This window comes from Rhodococcus sp. 24CO (assembly GCF_050586165.1).
Taxonomy (GTDB): domain Bacteria; phylum Actinomycetota; class Actinomycetes; order Mycobacteriales; family Mycobacteriaceae; genus Rhodococcus_F.
Genome location: NZ_JAZFNF010000008.1, coordinates 239,381 through 255,736 on the forward strand (window position 1 = coordinate 239,381; position 16,356 = coordinate 255,736).

Annotated in this window: 18 protein-coding genes; 16 read left to right on the forward strand and 2 right to left on the reverse strand. The window is 61.5% G+C overall.

The features are described from left to right. The first annotated feature begins 39 nt into the window (after positions 1–39). From V2B23_RS21345 to V2B23_RS21375, 7 genes are all read left to right on the forward strand, one after another. A complete protein-coding gene (locus V2B23_RS21345) occupies positions 40–1,602 on the forward strand; it encodes a uroporphyrinogen-III synthase (protein ID WP_033235488.1) in 1,563 nt (520 codons plus the stop codon). Between the two features lie 77 nt (positions 1,603–1,679). After that, a complete protein-coding gene (gene hemB, locus V2B23_RS21350) occupies positions 1,680–2,654 on the forward strand; it encodes a porphobilinogen synthase (RefSeq protein WP_430952174.1) in 975 nt (324 codons plus the stop codon). Between the two features lie 52 nt (positions 2,655–2,706). Then, positions 2,707–3,354, forward strand: a complete 648-nt coding sequence (locus tag V2B23_RS21355) for a hypothetical protein (RefSeq protein ID WP_430952175.1) — start codon at positions 2,707–2,709, stop codon at positions 3,352–3,354. A gap of 206 nt (positions 3,355–3,560) precedes the next feature. Beyond that, positions 3,561–4,022, forward strand: a complete 462-nt coding sequence (locus tag V2B23_RS21360) for a hypothetical protein (RefSeq protein WP_430952176.1) — start codon at positions 3,561–3,563, stop codon at positions 4,020–4,022. Then, a complete protein-coding gene (locus tag V2B23_RS21365) occupies positions 4,015–4,536 on the forward strand; it encodes a hypothetical protein (RefSeq protein ID WP_430952177.1) in 522 nt (173 codons plus the stop codon). Before V2B23_RS21360 ends, V2B23_RS21365 begins: the two co-directional genes overlap by 8 nt. Continuing rightward, positions 4,529–4,786 carry a hypothetical protein gene (locus V2B23_RS21370; protein ID WP_430952178.1) on the forward strand — a complete coding sequence of 86 codons (258 nt, stop codon included), beginning with the start codon at positions 4,529–4,531 and terminating at the stop codon, positions 4,784–4,786. Before V2B23_RS21365 ends, V2B23_RS21370 begins: the two co-directional genes overlap by 8 nt. Before the next feature lie 31 nt (positions 4,787–4,817). Further along, on the forward strand, positions 4,818–5,099 hold the full coding sequence (locus V2B23_RS21375; RefSeq protein WP_033235483.1) for a metal-sensitive transcriptional regulator: 282 nt from the start codon (positions 4,818–4,820) through the stop codon (positions 5,097–5,099). A gap of 13 nt (positions 5,100–5,112) precedes the next feature. Here the strand turns inward: V2B23_RS21375 and V2B23_RS21380 are convergent, their stop codons facing one another. After that, a complete protein-coding gene (locus tag V2B23_RS21380; RefSeq protein WP_430952179.1) occupies positions 5,113–5,724 on the reverse strand; it encodes a TetR/AcrR family transcriptional regulator in 612 nt (203 codons plus the stop codon). Positions 5,725–5,978: 254 nt separating this feature from the next. Here V2B23_RS21380 and V2B23_RS21385 point away from each other — a divergent pair, with 254 nt between their 5' ends. The 9 genes from V2B23_RS21385 (at position 5,979) to V2B23_RS21425 (ending at position 15,734) form a co-directional block, all read left to right on the forward strand. Next, positions 5,979–6,725 (forward strand): 3'(2'),5'-bisphosphate nucleotidase CysQ, encoded by a 747-nt coding sequence (locus tag V2B23_RS21385; protein ID WP_430952180.1) that lies wholly within the window; start codon positions 5,979–5,981, stop codon positions 6,723–6,725. Next, positions 6,722–7,627, forward strand: coding sequence for a sulfate adenylyltransferase subunit CysD (gene cysD, locus V2B23_RS21390; RefSeq protein WP_045063838.1), 906 nt, complete (start codon positions 6,722–6,724; stop codon positions 7,625–7,627). Before V2B23_RS21385 ends, cysD begins: the two co-directional genes overlap by 4 nt. Then, a complete protein-coding gene (cysN, locus tag V2B23_RS21395) occupies positions 7,627–9,528 on the forward strand; it encodes a sulfate adenylyltransferase subunit CysN (protein WP_430952181.1) in 1,902 nt (633 codons plus the stop codon). Before cysD ends, cysN begins: the two co-directional genes overlap by 1 nt. A gap of 66 nt (positions 9,529–9,594) precedes the next feature. Beyond that, positions 9,595–9,954, forward strand: coding sequence for a nuclear transport factor 2 family protein (locus tag V2B23_RS21400; RefSeq protein WP_430952182.1), 360 nt, complete (start codon positions 9,595–9,597; stop codon positions 9,952–9,954). After that, positions 9,948–10,739 carry an SDR family oxidoreductase gene (locus V2B23_RS21405; RefSeq protein ID WP_430952183.1) on the forward strand — a complete coding sequence of 264 codons (792 nt, stop codon included), beginning with the start codon at positions 9,948–9,950 and terminating at the stop codon, positions 10,737–10,739. The genes V2B23_RS21400 and V2B23_RS21405 overlap by 7 nt, the downstream gene beginning before the upstream one ends. 22 nt (positions 10,740–10,761) lie before the next feature. Further along, complete coding sequence (locus tag V2B23_RS21410; RefSeq protein ID WP_430952184.1) at positions 10,762–11,904, forward strand: sulfotransferase family protein; 1,143 nt, start codon at positions 10,762–10,764, stop codon at positions 11,902–11,904. Between the two features lie 35 nt (positions 11,905–11,939). Then, the gene (locus tag V2B23_RS21415) at positions 11,940–13,001 is read left to right on the forward strand and encodes a DUF1214 domain-containing protein (protein ID WP_430952185.1); all 1,062 of its coding nucleotides are present in this window, start codon (positions 11,940–11,942) and stop codon (positions 12,999–13,001) included. 119 nt (positions 13,002–13,120) lie between these two features. Next, the gene (locus tag V2B23_RS21420; RefSeq protein WP_430952186.1) at positions 13,121–14,734 is read left to right on the forward strand and encodes an ABC transporter substrate-binding protein; all 1,614 of its coding nucleotides are present in this window, start codon (positions 13,121–13,123) and stop codon (positions 14,732–14,734) included. A gap of 124 nt (positions 14,735–14,858) precedes the next feature. Further along, a complete protein-coding gene (locus V2B23_RS21425; RefSeq protein ID WP_430952187.1) occupies positions 14,859–15,734 on the forward strand; it encodes a TIGR03619 family F420-dependent LLM class oxidoreductase in 876 nt (291 codons plus the stop codon). 35 nt (positions 15,735–15,769) lie between these two features. Here V2B23_RS21425 and V2B23_RS21430 read toward each other — a convergent pair whose 3' ends face one another. Further along, positions 15,770–16,330 carry a TetR/AcrR family transcriptional regulator gene (locus tag V2B23_RS21430; RefSeq protein WP_430952188.1) on the reverse strand — a complete coding sequence of 187 codons (561 nt, stop codon included), beginning with the start codon at positions 16,328–16,330 and terminating at the stop codon, positions 15,770–15,772. Between the last annotated feature and the right edge of the window lie 26 nt (positions 16,331–16,356).

Consider the following 16,356-nt stretch of genomic DNA (forward strand, 5'->3'; position numbering starts at 1 on the left):
CAAGTTCCCATTTCGATACAGCGCACTGGAGAATCACCGATGACCCGAGTCCGAAAGAACACTCCCGGACGGATCCTGTTCGTGGGATCGGGACCGGGCGACCCCGCCCTGCTCACCGTTCGCGCACGCGACGTCCTCACCGGCGCAGCCTTGGCCTTCACCGATCCTGATGTGGACAAGGGCGTCGTCGCTCTCGTGGGCATCGACATGGGTCGCGACGAGGAAACCGGTGAACTGATCGCCGACGTGCGTCCCGCACTCGGGGAACCGGCCGAGGTCGCCAAAACTCTTGTGCACGAAGCCAAGAACGGCCACGACGTCGTCCGTCTCGTCTCGGGTGATCCGCTGACCACGGATTCCGTGATCGCCGAGGTCACCGCAGTGGCACGCACCCAGGTTCAGTTCGAGGTCCTGCCAGGACTGCCCTCCGGCTCAGCGGTTCCCAGCTACGCCGGCATGGCACTCGGCTCGGGACACACCGAAGCCGACGTGCGCGGCGAGGTCGACTGGGCCGCACTGGCCGCAGCACCGGGACCGCTCGTCCTGCACGCTACGTCCGGGCACCTCGCCGAGACCGCCAGCGCGCTGGTCGAGAACGGCATGGCTCCGCAGACCCCCGCAGCGATCACCGTGCGCGGCACCACCCGGCAGCAGCGCACCGTCGAAGCAACGTTGGCGACGCTCAACGAGGCCGGCTCCGAACTGGTCGGCTCCCTGGTCATCACGGTCGGCAAGGTTGTCGCCCAACGCAACAAGATGTCCTGGTGGGAATCACGCGCACTGTACGGCTGGACCGTCCTCGTGCCGCGCACCAAGGATCAGGCCGGCGAAATGAGTGACCGTCTGGTCACTCACGGCGCCATCCCGATCGAGGTCCCGACCATCGCCGTCGAACCGCCGCGCAGCCCCGCTCAGATGGAACGCTCCGTCAAGGGACTCGTCGACGGCCGCTACCAGTGGGTGGTCTTCACCTCCACCAATGCTGTTCGCGCAGTGTGGGAGAAGTTCGAAGAGTTCGGCCTCGACGCCCGCGCTTTCTCCGGCGTGAAGATCGCCTGCATCGGCGAAGCCACCGCAGCCAAGGTCCGCTCGTTCGGTATCAACCCCGAACTGGTGCCGAAGGGTGATCAGTCCAGTGAAGGACTGCTGGCCGAATTCGCGCCGTACGACGACGTTTTCGACCCGGTCAACCGAGTTCTGTTGCCCCGCGCCGACATCGCGACCGAAACCCTCGCCGAAGGCCTGCGCGAACGTGGCTGGGAAATCGACGACGTCACCGCGTACCGCACGGTGCGCGCCGCACCGCCTGCCGCCGAGACCCGCGAGATGATCAAGACCGGCGGATTCGACGCCGTGTGCTTCACCTCGTCCTCGACGGTGCGCAACCTCGTCGGTATCGCCGGTAAGCCGCACGCCCGCACTCTGGTTGCGTGCATCGGCCCGAAGACCGCCGAAACCGCTATCGAATTCGGATTGCGCGTCGACGTGCAGCCCGAAACCTCGCAGGTAGGACCGCTGGTCGAGGCACTGGCCGAGCACGCTGCCCGCCTGCGTGCCGAGGGTGCGTTGCCTCCTCCGCGCAAGAAGTCACGTAGGCGCTGAAGCGCTTGTGCGCCTTTTCGGTAGTGCTCACTACCGAAAAGGCGCACAGCAACGTCCGACGAAGGAGAACCCGTCTCGTGTTTCCTACTCATCGTCCGCGCCGACTCCGGCGAACACCTGCGCTTCGGCGACTGGTAGCGGAGACGACGCTCGAACCGCGGCATCTCGTGCTGCCGATGTTCGTGGCGGACGGGATCGCCGCTCCGCGTGAGATCTCCTCCATGCCCGGCGTGTACCAGCACACGCTCGACTCGTTGCGCGCAGCGGCTACCGAGGCGGTGAGCGCCGGCGTCGGCGGTCTGATGCTGTTCGGTGTGCCCAAGCCCGAGGACAAGGACGCACAGGGATCGGGCGCCATCGACCCCGACGGAATTCTCAACGTCGGATTGCGAGCTCTCGCAGACGAACTCGGTGATTCGACGGTCATCATGGCCGACACCTGCCTCGACGAGTTCACCGATCACGGGCACTGCGGAGTGCTGACACCTGCCGGCGCCGTCGACAACGACGCGACCTTGCTTCGCTACATCGAGATGGCGTTGGCTCAAGCAGATTCGGGTGCGCACCTCCTCGGACCGAGCGGAATGATGGACGGGCAGGTCGGGGCGATTCGCGGTGCACTCGACGCGGCGGGGTACACCGAGGTAGGTCAGTTGGCGTACGCGGCAAAATACGCGTCGGCGTTCTACGGGCCGTTCCGTGAAGCAGTGGGATCCTCGCTGCAGGGTGACCGCCGTACCTATCAGCAGGACGCGGCGAACCGTCGTGAATCGTTGCGCGAAGTTGATCTCGACATCGCCGAGGGCGCGGACATGGTGATGGTGAAGCCCGCTATGTCGTATCTCGACATCCTGCGCGAGACTGCAGACCGTTCGCCGGTGCCGGTGGCCGCGTATCAGATCTCGGGGGAGTACTCGATGATCACAGCGGCCGCGCAGAACGGGTGGATCGATCGTGACGCCGCAGTTCTCGAATCACTGACCAGCATTCGACGTGCCGGTGCCGACGTCGTTCTCACGTACTGGGCGTCCGAGGTCGCCGGTTGGTTGTGAGCGACGGATTGAGCCGGATGATAGTGAAGTCCCGGACAGATAGGCTGTCGGTATGACCGAGCCGTGGCAGCCTCCTCGCCAGGAACCGCCGTACGACAACCAACCGTCGTACGACAATCAGCAGTATCAGAACCAGCAGTTCCAGAATCAGTTTCATCCGCTGGGCCCGATGCCGACCAATCCGTCGTCGCATCCTTCCGGCACGCAGAAGTCCGAGCCGCCGACCGACGTGGTGACGGCGATTCAGCTGTGGTGGGCAGTGGCTGTACTCGGTGTGGTGCAGGGCGGCGCGATGATCGCGATGATGCTCGGTCAGAAGTCGTCGTTCATCGACGAGATGATGAGCAATCCCGCCGCCGCCGACGCAGGACTCACCCGCTCGGACATCGAGAGTGTTTTCCCGATGGCTGTGGTGGTGTCGGTGATCATGATCTTGGTGTTCACTGCGCTTTTCCTGCTGGTCGTGCGATCGATGAGCCGCGGCAAGAACTGGGCGCGCATGCTGTTGACCTTTGGTGGAGTCTTCATGGTGGTCTCCGCGATTCCGGTGATTCTCGGTCTCGGTGGCGGCGACGGTTCCACCCTGCTGTTCGGCGGCGCGCAGATCCTGCAAGCTGTCGCGGCCGTCGGTGCCATCGTGATGATGCATCGCAAGGACTCGAATCCGTACTTTCTGAGGTTCCCCCCACGGTCCCGGTGAGGCGCCATGCGGGGTACTGTGAATCAGGTCACGACGGTAGTTGGGAGAGGCAAGCGCAGTGCATTCTCGAGACGCTTTGAACGCCGAGGGCACACATGACGCCCCACGACCGCGACGCAGCTCGCGAACCGAAATGATCGTATTTCTGCTGTTGGGAATATCCGTGATCGCCACCGCACTCCTCGTTGTCGTGCCAGGAGTCGTGAGTGGCTAGCGCGGACTCGACGCCCGTGACGACATCGAAGAAGGTCCGGCCCCCCACCGCTGTCAACGCTGCCTTCTGGTTGTGGATAGCTAGTGCATTCCTCCTGATCCTGTTCGGCTTGATCAACCTCTCCAGCGCTTCGTACGAGCTTCGGGAGCAGTTCGCCGATCAGGGCGTACCGACGGACAACATCGATACCTACGTGACATTCGTTCGTGTGTCCGGTGTGGCGCTGTTGCTCAGCGGATTGATCATCGGCGGCTTGGCCGGCCCGACGCGGCTAGGCAGAAGTCTGTGTCGACGGATACTCGTGATCTATTCGGGAGTCTTCGTGTGGCTCCAGCTGGCACTGGTGATTACCGGTATCAGTACGGCTCTGGCTTTGGTTGTTCCCGTGATGCTGATCAGCGCCGGGGTCTCGATTTATCGGGGCTCGACGCGCAGCTGGTTTGCTCATGGCTGACGACGCGTCCGAGGTTCTGTTCTACGAGCCCGGTTCGCGGATGTCAGCTGTAGCGCTCGGTCCGCTGTTCTGTCTTGTGGCGCTGGTGATCGAATTGTTCACCGGGCCGGTGGTGCACTGGTTCGGATTGGCAATGTTCGCGGTGATTCTGACGGGCTTGGTCTACGTGCAGGTCACTGCCGCGCGCCGGCATGTGAGCGTCGAGTTGACCGACGCGATGCTTCGTCAGGGCACCGAGGAGGTTCCGGTCGACGAAATCGCCGAGGTGTTTCCCGAATCGGACGACGCCGCCTACGAAGACGAAATGGAGCCGTGGGAAACCGCCCGCGCGCTGGGCGAACTGTCCGGAGTTCCACGTCGTCGTCACAGCATCGGCTTGCGACTGACGACGGGTGGTCTGGTCCGAGCCTGGGCGAAGGACGACTTTGCGTTGCGTGAGGCGTTGAATCAGGTAATGGCGCGCCGCGGCGAAGCAGAAAGTGCCAGAGATTCCGAGAGGGTGTCCGATGACTAGAAAAGTCGATGCCAAGACCTTGGTAGGTGTTCTCGGTATGGTCGCCGCGCTGACGCTGGCCGTCGTGTGCTGGAGATCAGGCCTGACCACGTCGACCTTCGCTCCGATTATCGAGGGCGCACCGTCATTTGTGGGCACCCACTACGACGGACTGTGGATCTCCGGTGCCGGTCTGGCTCTCTTGCTGGCCGGGCTCATGGCGATCGATGTGACGCGTCGGCTCCGTATGGCCTACGTCGCATCCGAGTAAGCACTATACGGGTAGGGGGTATAGTGGCGTCATGAGTGGTTACAGCCCCGAGCAGGACGATCTGCTCAAACGTCTTCGCCGCATCGAAGGTCAGGTCGCGGGTATCTCGCGCATGGTTGCCGACGATCGGTACTGCATCGACGTCCTGACGCAGGTCTCGGCCGCAACCAGCGCGTTGCAGTCCGTGTCCCTGAAGCTTCTCGACGCGCACCTTGCGGGCTGTGTTGTCGAAGCCGCCAAACAAGGCGGTCCGGAAGCCGACGCCAAGATCAAGGAAGCTCAGGCAGCGATCGCTCGCCTCGTTCGTTCCTGAGTAGCTGTTCGGTTTACTCCGTGATGGCCCGCGCGAGCGCGCGGGCGGAGAAGTTCACGAAATGCTCGGGTGTGATTTCTTTGGCGACGTTGATGACGATGGTGTCCGACAGGCCCTTGAGTCCGGAGAGCACAACATGGATCAGCGCGGGGTCTTCGATCAACCGGCTTCCTTCGGCTGCAGCAGATTCGGTGAGCGCTCGAATCAACGCCGAGTTGAAGACCGCCACTGATGCGTGAAGTTCCCGCATGCTGTCGCGGTCGGATCCGGCCATTCCCTCGATGTCGCGCCACGTGGTGGTGAGTCTGCCGACTCGTGCCCAATGCCGCGCGAATTCGGGAATCATGGACTCGAGGAGCGGCGTCAGTCCTTGCTCGCGGGGGAGCGAGCTTACAAAGTCCGCCATTTCCAGTTGGCTCTCGCTGAGCAGGGCGGCAAAGATGTCCTGCTTGTCGACGAAGTACTGGTAGATCAGGCCGGTGCTGGTTCCCGAGCGTTTTGCCACCGCACGGATAGTGAGGGCGGAGTAGCCGCCTTCGTCGAGGAGTGCGATCGCCGCGTCCAAGGTACGGCGTCGGCGCGCTTCGGCGTCGCCGTAGATCGAGTTAGTGCTGGTACTGCTCATTTGATCACCGTAGTCGTGACGGTCCGCAACCTCAATTGCAAATGAACGTCGTTCGTTCTTGACCATACCTTTCGCTGTTCAGTGATGTGAATCACAGAAAGAACATTGTTCGAAATAGAATGAACATCGTTCATTCTGGTGCTACGCTATGGCGCAGACCACATCGAGACCAGTGCGTAGCGCTGGACACTCTGCGGTCGGCCTGACGTTTCTTCCCGTACCCATCGGGAGGTCTACACAGTTGTGGAGTACCTATGACACGCACAAACGATGAACGCGCGGCGATCGAGATCGCCGCTGCGGCTGGAGAACTTCTGCTCGAACACCGGAAATCCCTCGGTGCGAACGACGTCGACGCCGCGGCTTTCAAGGACGCTGCCGATCGGCTCAGTCACGACTTCATCGTCGCCGAACTTGCCCGACGCTTCCCTACGGATGCAGTGCTGTCGGAGGAAGGCGCAGACGACCTCGCGAGGTTGACTTCGGATCGCGTGTGGATCGTCGACCCGCTCGACGGCACCCGCGAGTACGGAGAAGCCGGCCGATCGGATTGGGCCGTACATGTCGCACTGACCGAAAACGGTTTCCTCACAACAGGTGCGGTCGCAATGCCCGCCCTCGGCGTCACCTATGCAAGTAGTGACGATCGAACCGAGCGCGGCGCTACGACGCCGGTACGCGTCGTCGTGTCGCGGACGCGGCGTCCGGAACCGGTCATGCGCATGGCTGACTCGATGGGCGCGGAGCTGATCGAGATGGGCTCCGCCGGCGCCAAAGCGATGGCGGTTGTATCCGGCGACGCAGATATCTATGCACATGCAGGTGGACAGTACGAGTGGGATTCGGCGGCCCCGGTTGCCGTCGCACGCGCTGCGGGACTGCATGTTTCGCGTATCGATGGCAGCGAACTGCGCTACAACCAGGAAAACCCGTGGTTGCCGGATCTGCTGATCTGCCGACCCGAACTCGCCCCGAAAGCACTGGAGGAACTGGGCCGATGACCACGACACTGACGCACCTGGAACGCCTCGAAGCCGAGAGCATTCACATCATGCGTGAAGCTGCCTCGCAGAGCGAGAACCCGGTAATGCTGTACTCGGTGGGCAAGGACTCCGCCGTGATGCTGCACCTGGCGCGCAAGGCTTTCTACCCGTCGAAGCTGCCGTTTCCGCTGCTGCACGTCGACACCACGTGGAAGTTCCGCGAAATGTACAAACTCCGTGACAGTACCGCTGCTGCAGGCGATCTCGATCTGATCGTCTACACCAACCCGGACTGCGTGAAGCAGGGGATCAACCCGTTCACTCACGGCAGCGCTGTCCACACCGACATGTGGAAAACCGAAGGCCTCAAACAAGCCCTCGATCACTACAAGTTCGACGCAGCATTCGGCGGTGCCCGCCGTGACGAAGAGAAATCCCGGGCCAAGGAACGCATCTTCTCGATCCGATCGGCAGCACACCGCTGGGATCCGAAGCAGCAGCGACCGGAGCTGTGGCGGATGTACAACGTCCGCAAAGCGCCGGGTGAAAGCCTGCGCGTCTTCCCGCTCTCGAACTGGACCGAGCTCGATGTGTGGGAATACATACGCCAGGAAGAGATTCCGATCGTTCCGCTGTATTTTGCCGACAAGCGTCCCGTCGTCGAACGTGACGGCGCACTGATCATGGTCGACGACGACCGGATGCCGTTGTTGCCGGGAGAAACTCCCGAACTCAAGAGTGTTCGGTTCCGCACCCTCGGCTGCTACCCGCTGACCGGTGCTGTCGAATCGACCGCCACCAGCTTGACCGAGATCATCTCGGAAATGTTGCTCACCACCACCTCCGAACGCCAGGGACGGGTCATCGACCACGACTCGAGTGCGTCGATGGAGAAGAAGAAGCAAGAGGGGTACTTCTGATGACTGTTTCCTCGGATCTGATCGCCGACGACATAGAGGCCTACCTCGCGCGCCACGCGAACAAGAGCATGCTGCGATTCATCACGTGCGGCAGCGTCGACGACGGCAAGAGCACCTTGATCGGCCGTCTGCTCTACGAATCGAAACTCGTCTTCGACGACCAACTGACGGCACTCGAAGCGGATTCCCGCAAGAGCGGCACCCAGGGCGAAGGGCTCGATTTTGCGCTCCTCGTCGACGGTCTCGCAGCCGAACGTGAGCAGGGCATCACGATCGACGTCGCCTACCGCTACTTCACGACCGAACGTCGCAAGTTCGTTGTTGCCGATACCCCGGGCCATGAGCAGTACACCCGAAACATGGTGACGGGCGCATCGACAGCCGATCTCGCGGTGATCCTCGTCGACTCCCGCAAAGGCATCCTGACGCAGACCCGTCGGCACTCGTATCTCGTGTCGTTACTCGGGATCAAGCACGTGGTGCTCGCAGTCAACAAACTCGACCTCGTCGACTACTCGCAGGAGGTCTTCGACGCCATCACCGCGGATTACGCAGAGTTCGCTCACGAGATCGGTCTCGACGGGTTCGTTGCCATTCCGATGTCGGCATACATGGGTGACAATCTCACCGAGCGCAGCGATCGCACGCCGTGGTACTCCGGACCGAGCCTGATCGAACATCTCGAAAGCGTGGACATCGACGATGCTGCCGCCTCGGCCCCGTTCCGGATGCCGGTGCAGTGGGTCAACAGACCCGACCTCGACTTCCGAGGATTCTCCGGCCAGATCGTCTCCGGGACAGTCTCTCCCGGCGATCCGATCCGCGTGCTCCCCAGTGGAAAGACGTCCACCGTCGAGCGCATCGTGACGATGGGCGGCGACCTCGAGGTCGCCGGTGCCGGCCGCTCGGTCACCATCACGCTCACCGACGAGATCGACATCAGCCGCGGCGACGTGCTGTCCATCGGCGACAATCCGCCGGCCGTAGCCGATCAGTTCGAGGCCCACATCGTGTGGATGGGCGAGGCTCCCATGCTGCCCGAACGACCGTTCCTGTGCCAGATCGGTACCGTCACAGTCACTGCGCGCATCACGAAACCGAAGCACAAGATCAACGTCAACACCCTCGAGAAGACCGCAACGACAACCCTCGAGCTCAACGAAATCGGTGTGTGCAACATCAGTTTCGATCGTGCGGTCCCGTTCGATCCGTACACGGGCAACCGAGACACCGGCAGCTTCATCCTCATCGACCGCCTCACCAACGGCACAGTCGGCGCCGGCATGATCACACACTCGCTGCGCCGGTCCGACAACATTCACTGGCAATCCGTCGACGTCGACGAGGCCGCACACACCAGGCTCAAGGGACACAAACCCGCCGTTCTGTGGTTCACCGGGCTCTCCGGGTCGGGAAAGTCCACTATCGCCAACGACGTCGAGCGCCAACTGCACGCTCTCGGCGCACACACCTATCTCCTCGACGGAGACAATGTCCGTCACGGGTTGAACCGGGACCTCGGGTTCACCGACGCCGACCGCGTCGAGAACATCCGACGTGTCACCGAAGTGACCCGCCTGATGGCGGACGCCGGTCTGATCGTCCTCGCGTCGTTCATTTCGCCGTTCGAAGCCGAGCGTCATGCGGCCCGTGAATTGATCGGGGACAACCAGTTCGTCGAAATCTTCGTCGATACCACTCTTGCCGTCGCAGAGGAGCGAGATCCCAAGGGCCTGTACAAGAAGGCTCGACGTGGGGAGCTGGTGAACTTCACCGGCATCGACTCACCGTACGAAGCGCCGCAGAGCCCCGATATTCACATCGACACCAGTGTCACGACGACCGAGGATGCTGCGAGCGTGATCGTCGACTACCTCCGTGCCCGCGGCACTATTTCTTGATCCGTCGCATTACCTGCCTGACCCGTAGAACTACTTTCCCGATCCGCCGAACAACGAGGAGTAGCTGTGCCTGACAGGGCTGAAATCATTTCTGCCGTAGAAGATTACGTCAAGTATCTCGGAAGCCACGATGTCGACAATCTGGTTGCGCTGTTTGCGGCGGACGCCGTTCAGCACGAACCGTTGGGTGTCACGACCTATCGCGGGGTCGACGAGATTCGCGCATTCGACACGGCAAACGCGCAGGTCGACTTCACCGTCAGTCTGCTCGGTCCGATTTCGGTGACGGGAAAGTACGCAGCTATGCAGCTTCGGGTGCAGCGCGACGGTATGGCCGACTTCGCTGCCTCCGACCTGTTCGAGTTCGACCAGAACTGCAAGATCGTTTCTCTGAGTGTGGTTCTCGATCCGCAGGCACTGTGTTGAGCGCCGAGGGCCTGCTGGCCGGCAAAGTGGTCGTGGTCTCGGGAGTTGGCCCGGCACTGGGTCGTTCGATTGCCATGCAGAGTGCGGCGGCCGGTGCGAAGGTTGTTCTGGCCGCCCGCACGCCCGAGCGTCTGGAATCGGTGGCAACCGAGATCCGTGATCGAGGCGGAATCGCTTTGGCGGTGCCGACGGATCTCACCGACGTCGATTCGATTGCGTCGTTGGCGCAGACGGCTGTCGCTGAGTTCGGTGCCGTGGATTGCCTTGTGAACAATGCCTTTGTCCAACCGGCGCAGGTTCCACTGCTCGAAGCCGACATGGCCTCCATCCAGTCGGGCATCGACATCAACCTGCTTGCGGCGTTGAACGTCACGCGCGCATTGGTGCCGGCATTGACCGAGGCGCAGGGGTCCGTCGTGATGGTCACGTCCATGGTGCTGCGCAATCAGCTTCCCGGGTTCGGGGCATACCGTGTGATGAAAGCCGGACTCCTGGCAATGGCGCGCAGTCTGTCGATCGACCTCGGTCCCAAGGGGATTCGAGTGAACTCGGTTGCTCCCGGCTATATCTGGGCGGACTCGGTCAAGAACATGTTCGAGAAGAAGGCGGCGGCCACCGGAGTCGACCCCAAGGTCATCTACGACGAGATCGCAGCGGGCGCCGATCTGCGCCGGTTACCGGAGCCGGACGACATCGCCAATGCTGTCGTCTTCCTCCTGTCCGATTCGGCCAGGGCCATCGCCGGGCAATGTCTCGATGTCAACTGCGGTCACACGCACCACTGATCAACTCATACAAGGACTAGCCATGACACAGGATTACGACGGCATCGGTTCCATCGAGGACCTGCACCAGGCCGCGCGCGAAGAAGCCGGGTACGACGACTTCGGCGGCAACGGCTATCTCGAGGGGCTTCAGGTTCTGCTCGAGTCGTTCCAGCAGGAGGCGGACCTCACTCCGCACGGCAAGGTGATCGCTCGCAAGATGATCATCGGCGCTCTCGCTGGACGACTGAAGAGCGAGGCTGGATTCGCGAAATACCCCGAGCACGTCGACGTTCCGATCGAGCGTCCGATCTTCGTAGTCGGGTTGACCCGGACCGGCAGCACCGCGCTACACCGCTTGCTGGGCGCTGACCCGGCACATCAGGGTGCCGAGATGTGGCTCGCCGAGACGCCGCAGCCGCGCCCTGAGCGCGACAAGTGGTCGGAGAACGAAGATTACGTTCGCTCGGATGCCTTCTACCGAGCGCGTCAGCGCAACGAGGCAGATCTGATGAAAGTCCATTTCATGGGGGCAGAAGAGGTCGAGGAATGTTGGCGCCTGCTACAGCAGACGATGCTCTCCACCGCGTTCGAGACCGTTGCGTACGTTCCGAGCTACACCCGGTGGCTGGCAGAGCAGGACTGGACCGAAACGTATGCGCGGCACAAGAAGAACCTGCAGTTGATCGGTCTGCACGACTCGGACCGGCGATGGGTGCTCAAGAGTCCGAGCCACGTCTTCGCGATCGACGAGATCATGTCGGTCTATCCGGATGCGTTGTTCGTTCGCACTTTCCGGGACCCGCTGACATCGATGGCGTCCACTTTCAGCCTTGCGGAGCAGGGAGGACACGACATGTCGAAGGCATTCGACCGTCCGGCCATCGGGCGCACCCAACTCGACCTGTGGGCGCGCGGTAACGCGAACTTCAACAGTGCCCGAACCCGTTACAACCCGGATCAGTTCATCGACGTCGACTACAAGGACTTCATCTCCGACGCGGTCGGCACCGTCGAGAAAATTTACGCGCAGTTCGATTTGCCATTCACGGACGAGGCTCGGGCCGCGGTGGACGCGTCGCATCAGGCGAGCCTGGCAGAACATCGCCGTCCGTCGCACCGGTATTCGCTCGAGGAGTTCGGCGTGAGCGCCGCCGACGTCGAAGCGAAGTTCGCCGCCAGATGATTGCTCGAAAAATCTACTAGAACAAGGAGACTCATATGAACGCTACTTGGGAAAAGTTCTGCGCAGATCTGCTCGAGGTCGGGAAGGTCCTCGAGGACGAGATCGTCCCTCAGGACCCGCTGACCCAGGCCGAGGGCGTCCGCTACCTCAGTCGGTTGCTTCGGTACGGCACGATCAACTGCGTCGAGTACACCGACCCGCGGTGGCCGCAGTTCACGTCCGCACCGAACCCGAACATGATGACGAAGATCGGTGCCGACAACCCGGACAACGTTTACATGCGCGCCAACATTTCCGGTAAATACAGCTACCGGATCATCGGCAGTCGGGGCACGGTTCCGCTGATCACGTTCGGTTCACGCATCAATCGATACCACATCGACGGCACCATGCTGCAGACCGGCGACCTGCACATCTACGACCTCGAGGTTGACGAGAACGGCCGTTTCGAGTTCATCGCGAGCGTGGACAAGCCGGCGGAAGGTGCCTGGCTGCCGCTGGCAGCCGACAGCAATCTCATCTCCGTCCGGCAGACGTATCGGGATCGGCGCACCGAGGTACCCGGTGAGCTGAGCATCGAGTGCCTGAACCCGGACGGTGACTTCGAGCCGCTGAGTCCGGAAGAGTTGGGCGTGCGCCTGGGCAAGTCGGTCGGGATCGTGAAGGGGATGGCGGAGACCTTCCTCGAATGGTCGCGCAAATTCCAGCCTCGCGCCAACGAGATCTTCGACTGGGGACAGGACTACTTCCAGAACGCCGGCGGCGATCCGACGATCTTCTACTTGCACGGATACTGGAAGCTCGCCGAGGACGAGGCGTGGGTCATCGAGACAGAAGTTCCGAACTGCGAGTACTTCAACTTTGTGCTGCAGAACTTCTGGGTGGAGTCGCTCGACTACAACCGGACGAACATCTACATCAACAACCACACCGCGAAGCTCAACGACGACGGCACCCTGACAATCGTGGTGGCGGCGAAGGACCCGGGATACGGAAACTGGATCAACACCGATTCGCACGCGGAGGGGACATGGGCGATGCGCTGGATCAAGGCGGACTCGCACCCGATCCCGACGTCGAAGGTAGTCAAGCTCTAAAGCAGGCAGGCTCACTCGGTCCTGTGTGAATAGTCGTACTACGCGGTCGTATCGACCGCGTAGTACGACGTTTGCTGCGCGGGATAATGTCACTGATTCATCTTCAGTATGGGAATCGTATGCACACCAAGATAATTCGATCCACTACCCGCCTGGTTGCACTCGGTATTGCCGGTGCCCTGTTGTTGACCGGCTGCGCGTCGGGTAGCGGCGACTCCTCGGATGCGACCTCCCAGACGCGCAGTGGTGCAGCTGGTTACGTCGGCGCACAAGACGCCGGGGAGCCGATTGACGGAGGTGTTCTCACCTTCGGCTCCTATTCGTTCCCTTCGTCATTGGATCCGACTAAAACTCAGGCCGCCGGCTCGACCGGCGGAACCGAAATGGCCGCACTGTACGACACGCTTGTGCGCAGTGACTCTGCAAGCGGGAGTTTCGTGCCGCAGCTGGCGAAGACGCTGACGAATAATCCCGACTTCACGTCGTACACGATTACCCTGCCCGAGGGCTTGACCTTCAGCGACGGAAGCCCGCTCAACGCGGAAGCGGTGAAGTGGAGCATCGATCGATTTGTCGCAGGCAAGGGCGATGTGTCGCAGTCCTGGCTGAACATTGTCGAGCACGTCGATACGCCGAACGAGACCACTGTCGAGTTTGTGCTCGAACGGCCGTGGCGTCAATTTCCGGCACTGTTGTCGCTCGGACCCGGAATGATCGTTGCGCGAGGTTCCGACGCAGGGGGAGCGTTCACTCCGATCGGGGCGGGGCCGTTTACCTTGGCCAAGTTCGCGCCGCATGAAGAGCTGATACTCGCCGCGCGCACGGAGTATCAGGGAGGCAAACCTCCGCTGGACACAGTGCGTTTTGTTCCCACCTCGGGAGCTCAGGCTCAGTACGAATCGCTGAAGAGCGGTCAGATCGACATGACGTACATCCTTCGCGACGAGGCTGTTATCAAACGCGCTCTCGACGAGGGATACTCCGGCTATCTCAGTCCCACCGGCCAGAACGGGATCGGCACGATCAACAACCGTGAGGGCAGGCCAGGAGCTGATGTTCGCGTCCGCCAGGCAATCGCCTACGGGGTGGACCCGGTAGCGGTCAATACACGTGCGAACAACGGATTAGGCACTGCCAGTTCCGAACTGGTACCGGTGTCGTCGCGTTGGTACAACAACACCGAAGGCATACCGTTCGATTCGTCGAAGGCAAAGACCCTGCTCGATCAGGCGAAAGCGGACGGGTACGACGGCAAACTCCGGTACCTCACGACGTCGGAGCCCGGCCAGCAGGCCACGGCATTGACGGTGCAGGCGTCGCTGAACGCAATCGGATTCGACGTCACCATCGACTATGCAACCGACGTCACGGATTTGGTTCGCAAGGTGTACAAAGACCACGATTTTGACATGACCAGAGGCGGCGCTCCGGTCGGGGAAGAAGCGCCTTACATCAATTTGTACAACAGTATGGCGAGCGATTCGAAGAACAATCCTTCCGGTTTCGCAGACCCGGAGATGGACACGCTGATCACAGCTGTGCAGACTGCGCCCACCGACGATGCTGTCCGCGACGCCATCAGCAAGGTGCAGGAGTATGCCAACGCGGCTGTGCCGTACGTAATCTGGGGCCCGGCAGCGGTATTGACGGCGTGGGACGACAACATTCACGGCGTCAAGCGCAACATCACGGACATCATGTTCTTCGACGACGCCTGGATCTCGCCGAAGTAAGTGGACTGTGCGAGACGATCCTGATGGCCGTCCCGGTCATCAGGATCAGTCGAGTGATTGCCTGCTGCAAGACAATACGGTCGGGTCTGACATGTCAGTCGAGAAGCGATGAAATGGTGGAACGATGAAATGGTCGTTGGCGGGCGCGATGATCGACGCTCTGGAACTGTGCGAGTTGGCCCAGGTTACGGAGGAGGCGGGCTTCGACGGTATCGCAATGCCGGATTCCGTGTTCTATCCCGAGCAGGTGTCGGCGCCGTATCCGTACACCGCTGACGGCAAGCGTATGTGGGCACCCGAGACTCCGATGCCCGATCCTTTCATAGCGATGACGGCAATGGCTGCGGTGACGTCTCGAATTCAGTTTTACACCAATGTGTTCAAGCTTCCGCTGCGCGATCCGTTGTTGACGGCCAAGCAGGTTTCAACCATGGCCGTGATGTCGCGGAACCGTATCGCGATCGGCGTCGGCTTGTCGTGGATTCCCGAGGAATTCACCTTTACCGGCACCGAGATGCGCACTCGTGGCGCGCGTACCGACGAAGCGATCGAGATCATCAAGGCCGTATGTGCCGGCCGTGGCCCGCAGTGGGTTGAATACCACGGCAAGCACTACGATTTCGACGCACTGATGATCAGTCCGGCTCCGGAGATTACCGTACCGATCTTTATCGGCGGGCACAGCGAACCGGGATTGCGACGCGCCGCGAGGCTGGCAGACGGTTGGATGTCGGTGAACACAACCAAAGATGAATTAGCCTCTGCCATCGACCGTCTGACGCAGTTGCGAGCCGAGTTCGGTCGTTCCGACGTCCCCTTCGAGATCAACGTCTCGCCGACCGACGTCCGCGACATCGATGGATACCGCGAACTCGAGGCGTTGGGGGTCACGGAAATCAGGGTGTCGCCGTGGTACCGCTACGGCATCGACCCCGGAGATCGTCAGGGGCGACTCGACTCGATTCGAAAATTTGCCGATGAGGTCATTTCTCAGTACTGAATTTCGCAGTACTGAATTTTCCGGTACCGATCTACTCAGTGCTGATCTATCAACGTCTGCATCGCCCGGCCGTAGAGTTTTGCCACTTTGGCCCGATCTGCGGTCGGCGCGATGCTCTCGGTGCTGAGTGCGCTCAGCAGTCCCGACACCTGGGCGGAGACAAGCAGTGCCCGGGTGTAGGCGTCGTCGCCCGGTAAACGGGCGGCGAGGTTGGTGGCAAATGTGCTTGTCATTTCCCGTAGTCGTCCGCGGATGCGGGGACTGTCGGAGGCGCGTGTCAGCGCTGTGAACACCGAGAGCATTCGGGCGTCGGCCTTGCCGAGGACAAACGATGCGATTTGCTCGCCGAGTGTGCCGAGTGGGCCGTCGAACTGACCCTCGAAGTAATCCTCGACCGGCGTGGTTTCCAGGAACAGCGCTTCCTTGGATCCGAAATGCCGGATGACCAGAGCCGGATCGATGCCGGCAACCTTGGCGATGGCCCGTACCGAGGTGCCACCGAATCCGTGCTCGCCGAACAGTTGGAATGCCGCGGTGCGAATCGCCTCGGATGTCGAGGGTTGTTCCGGCTCTGGCATCTGTCCACTGGTTGTCACGTTAATCGACCTCTGTGCTCGCTCTC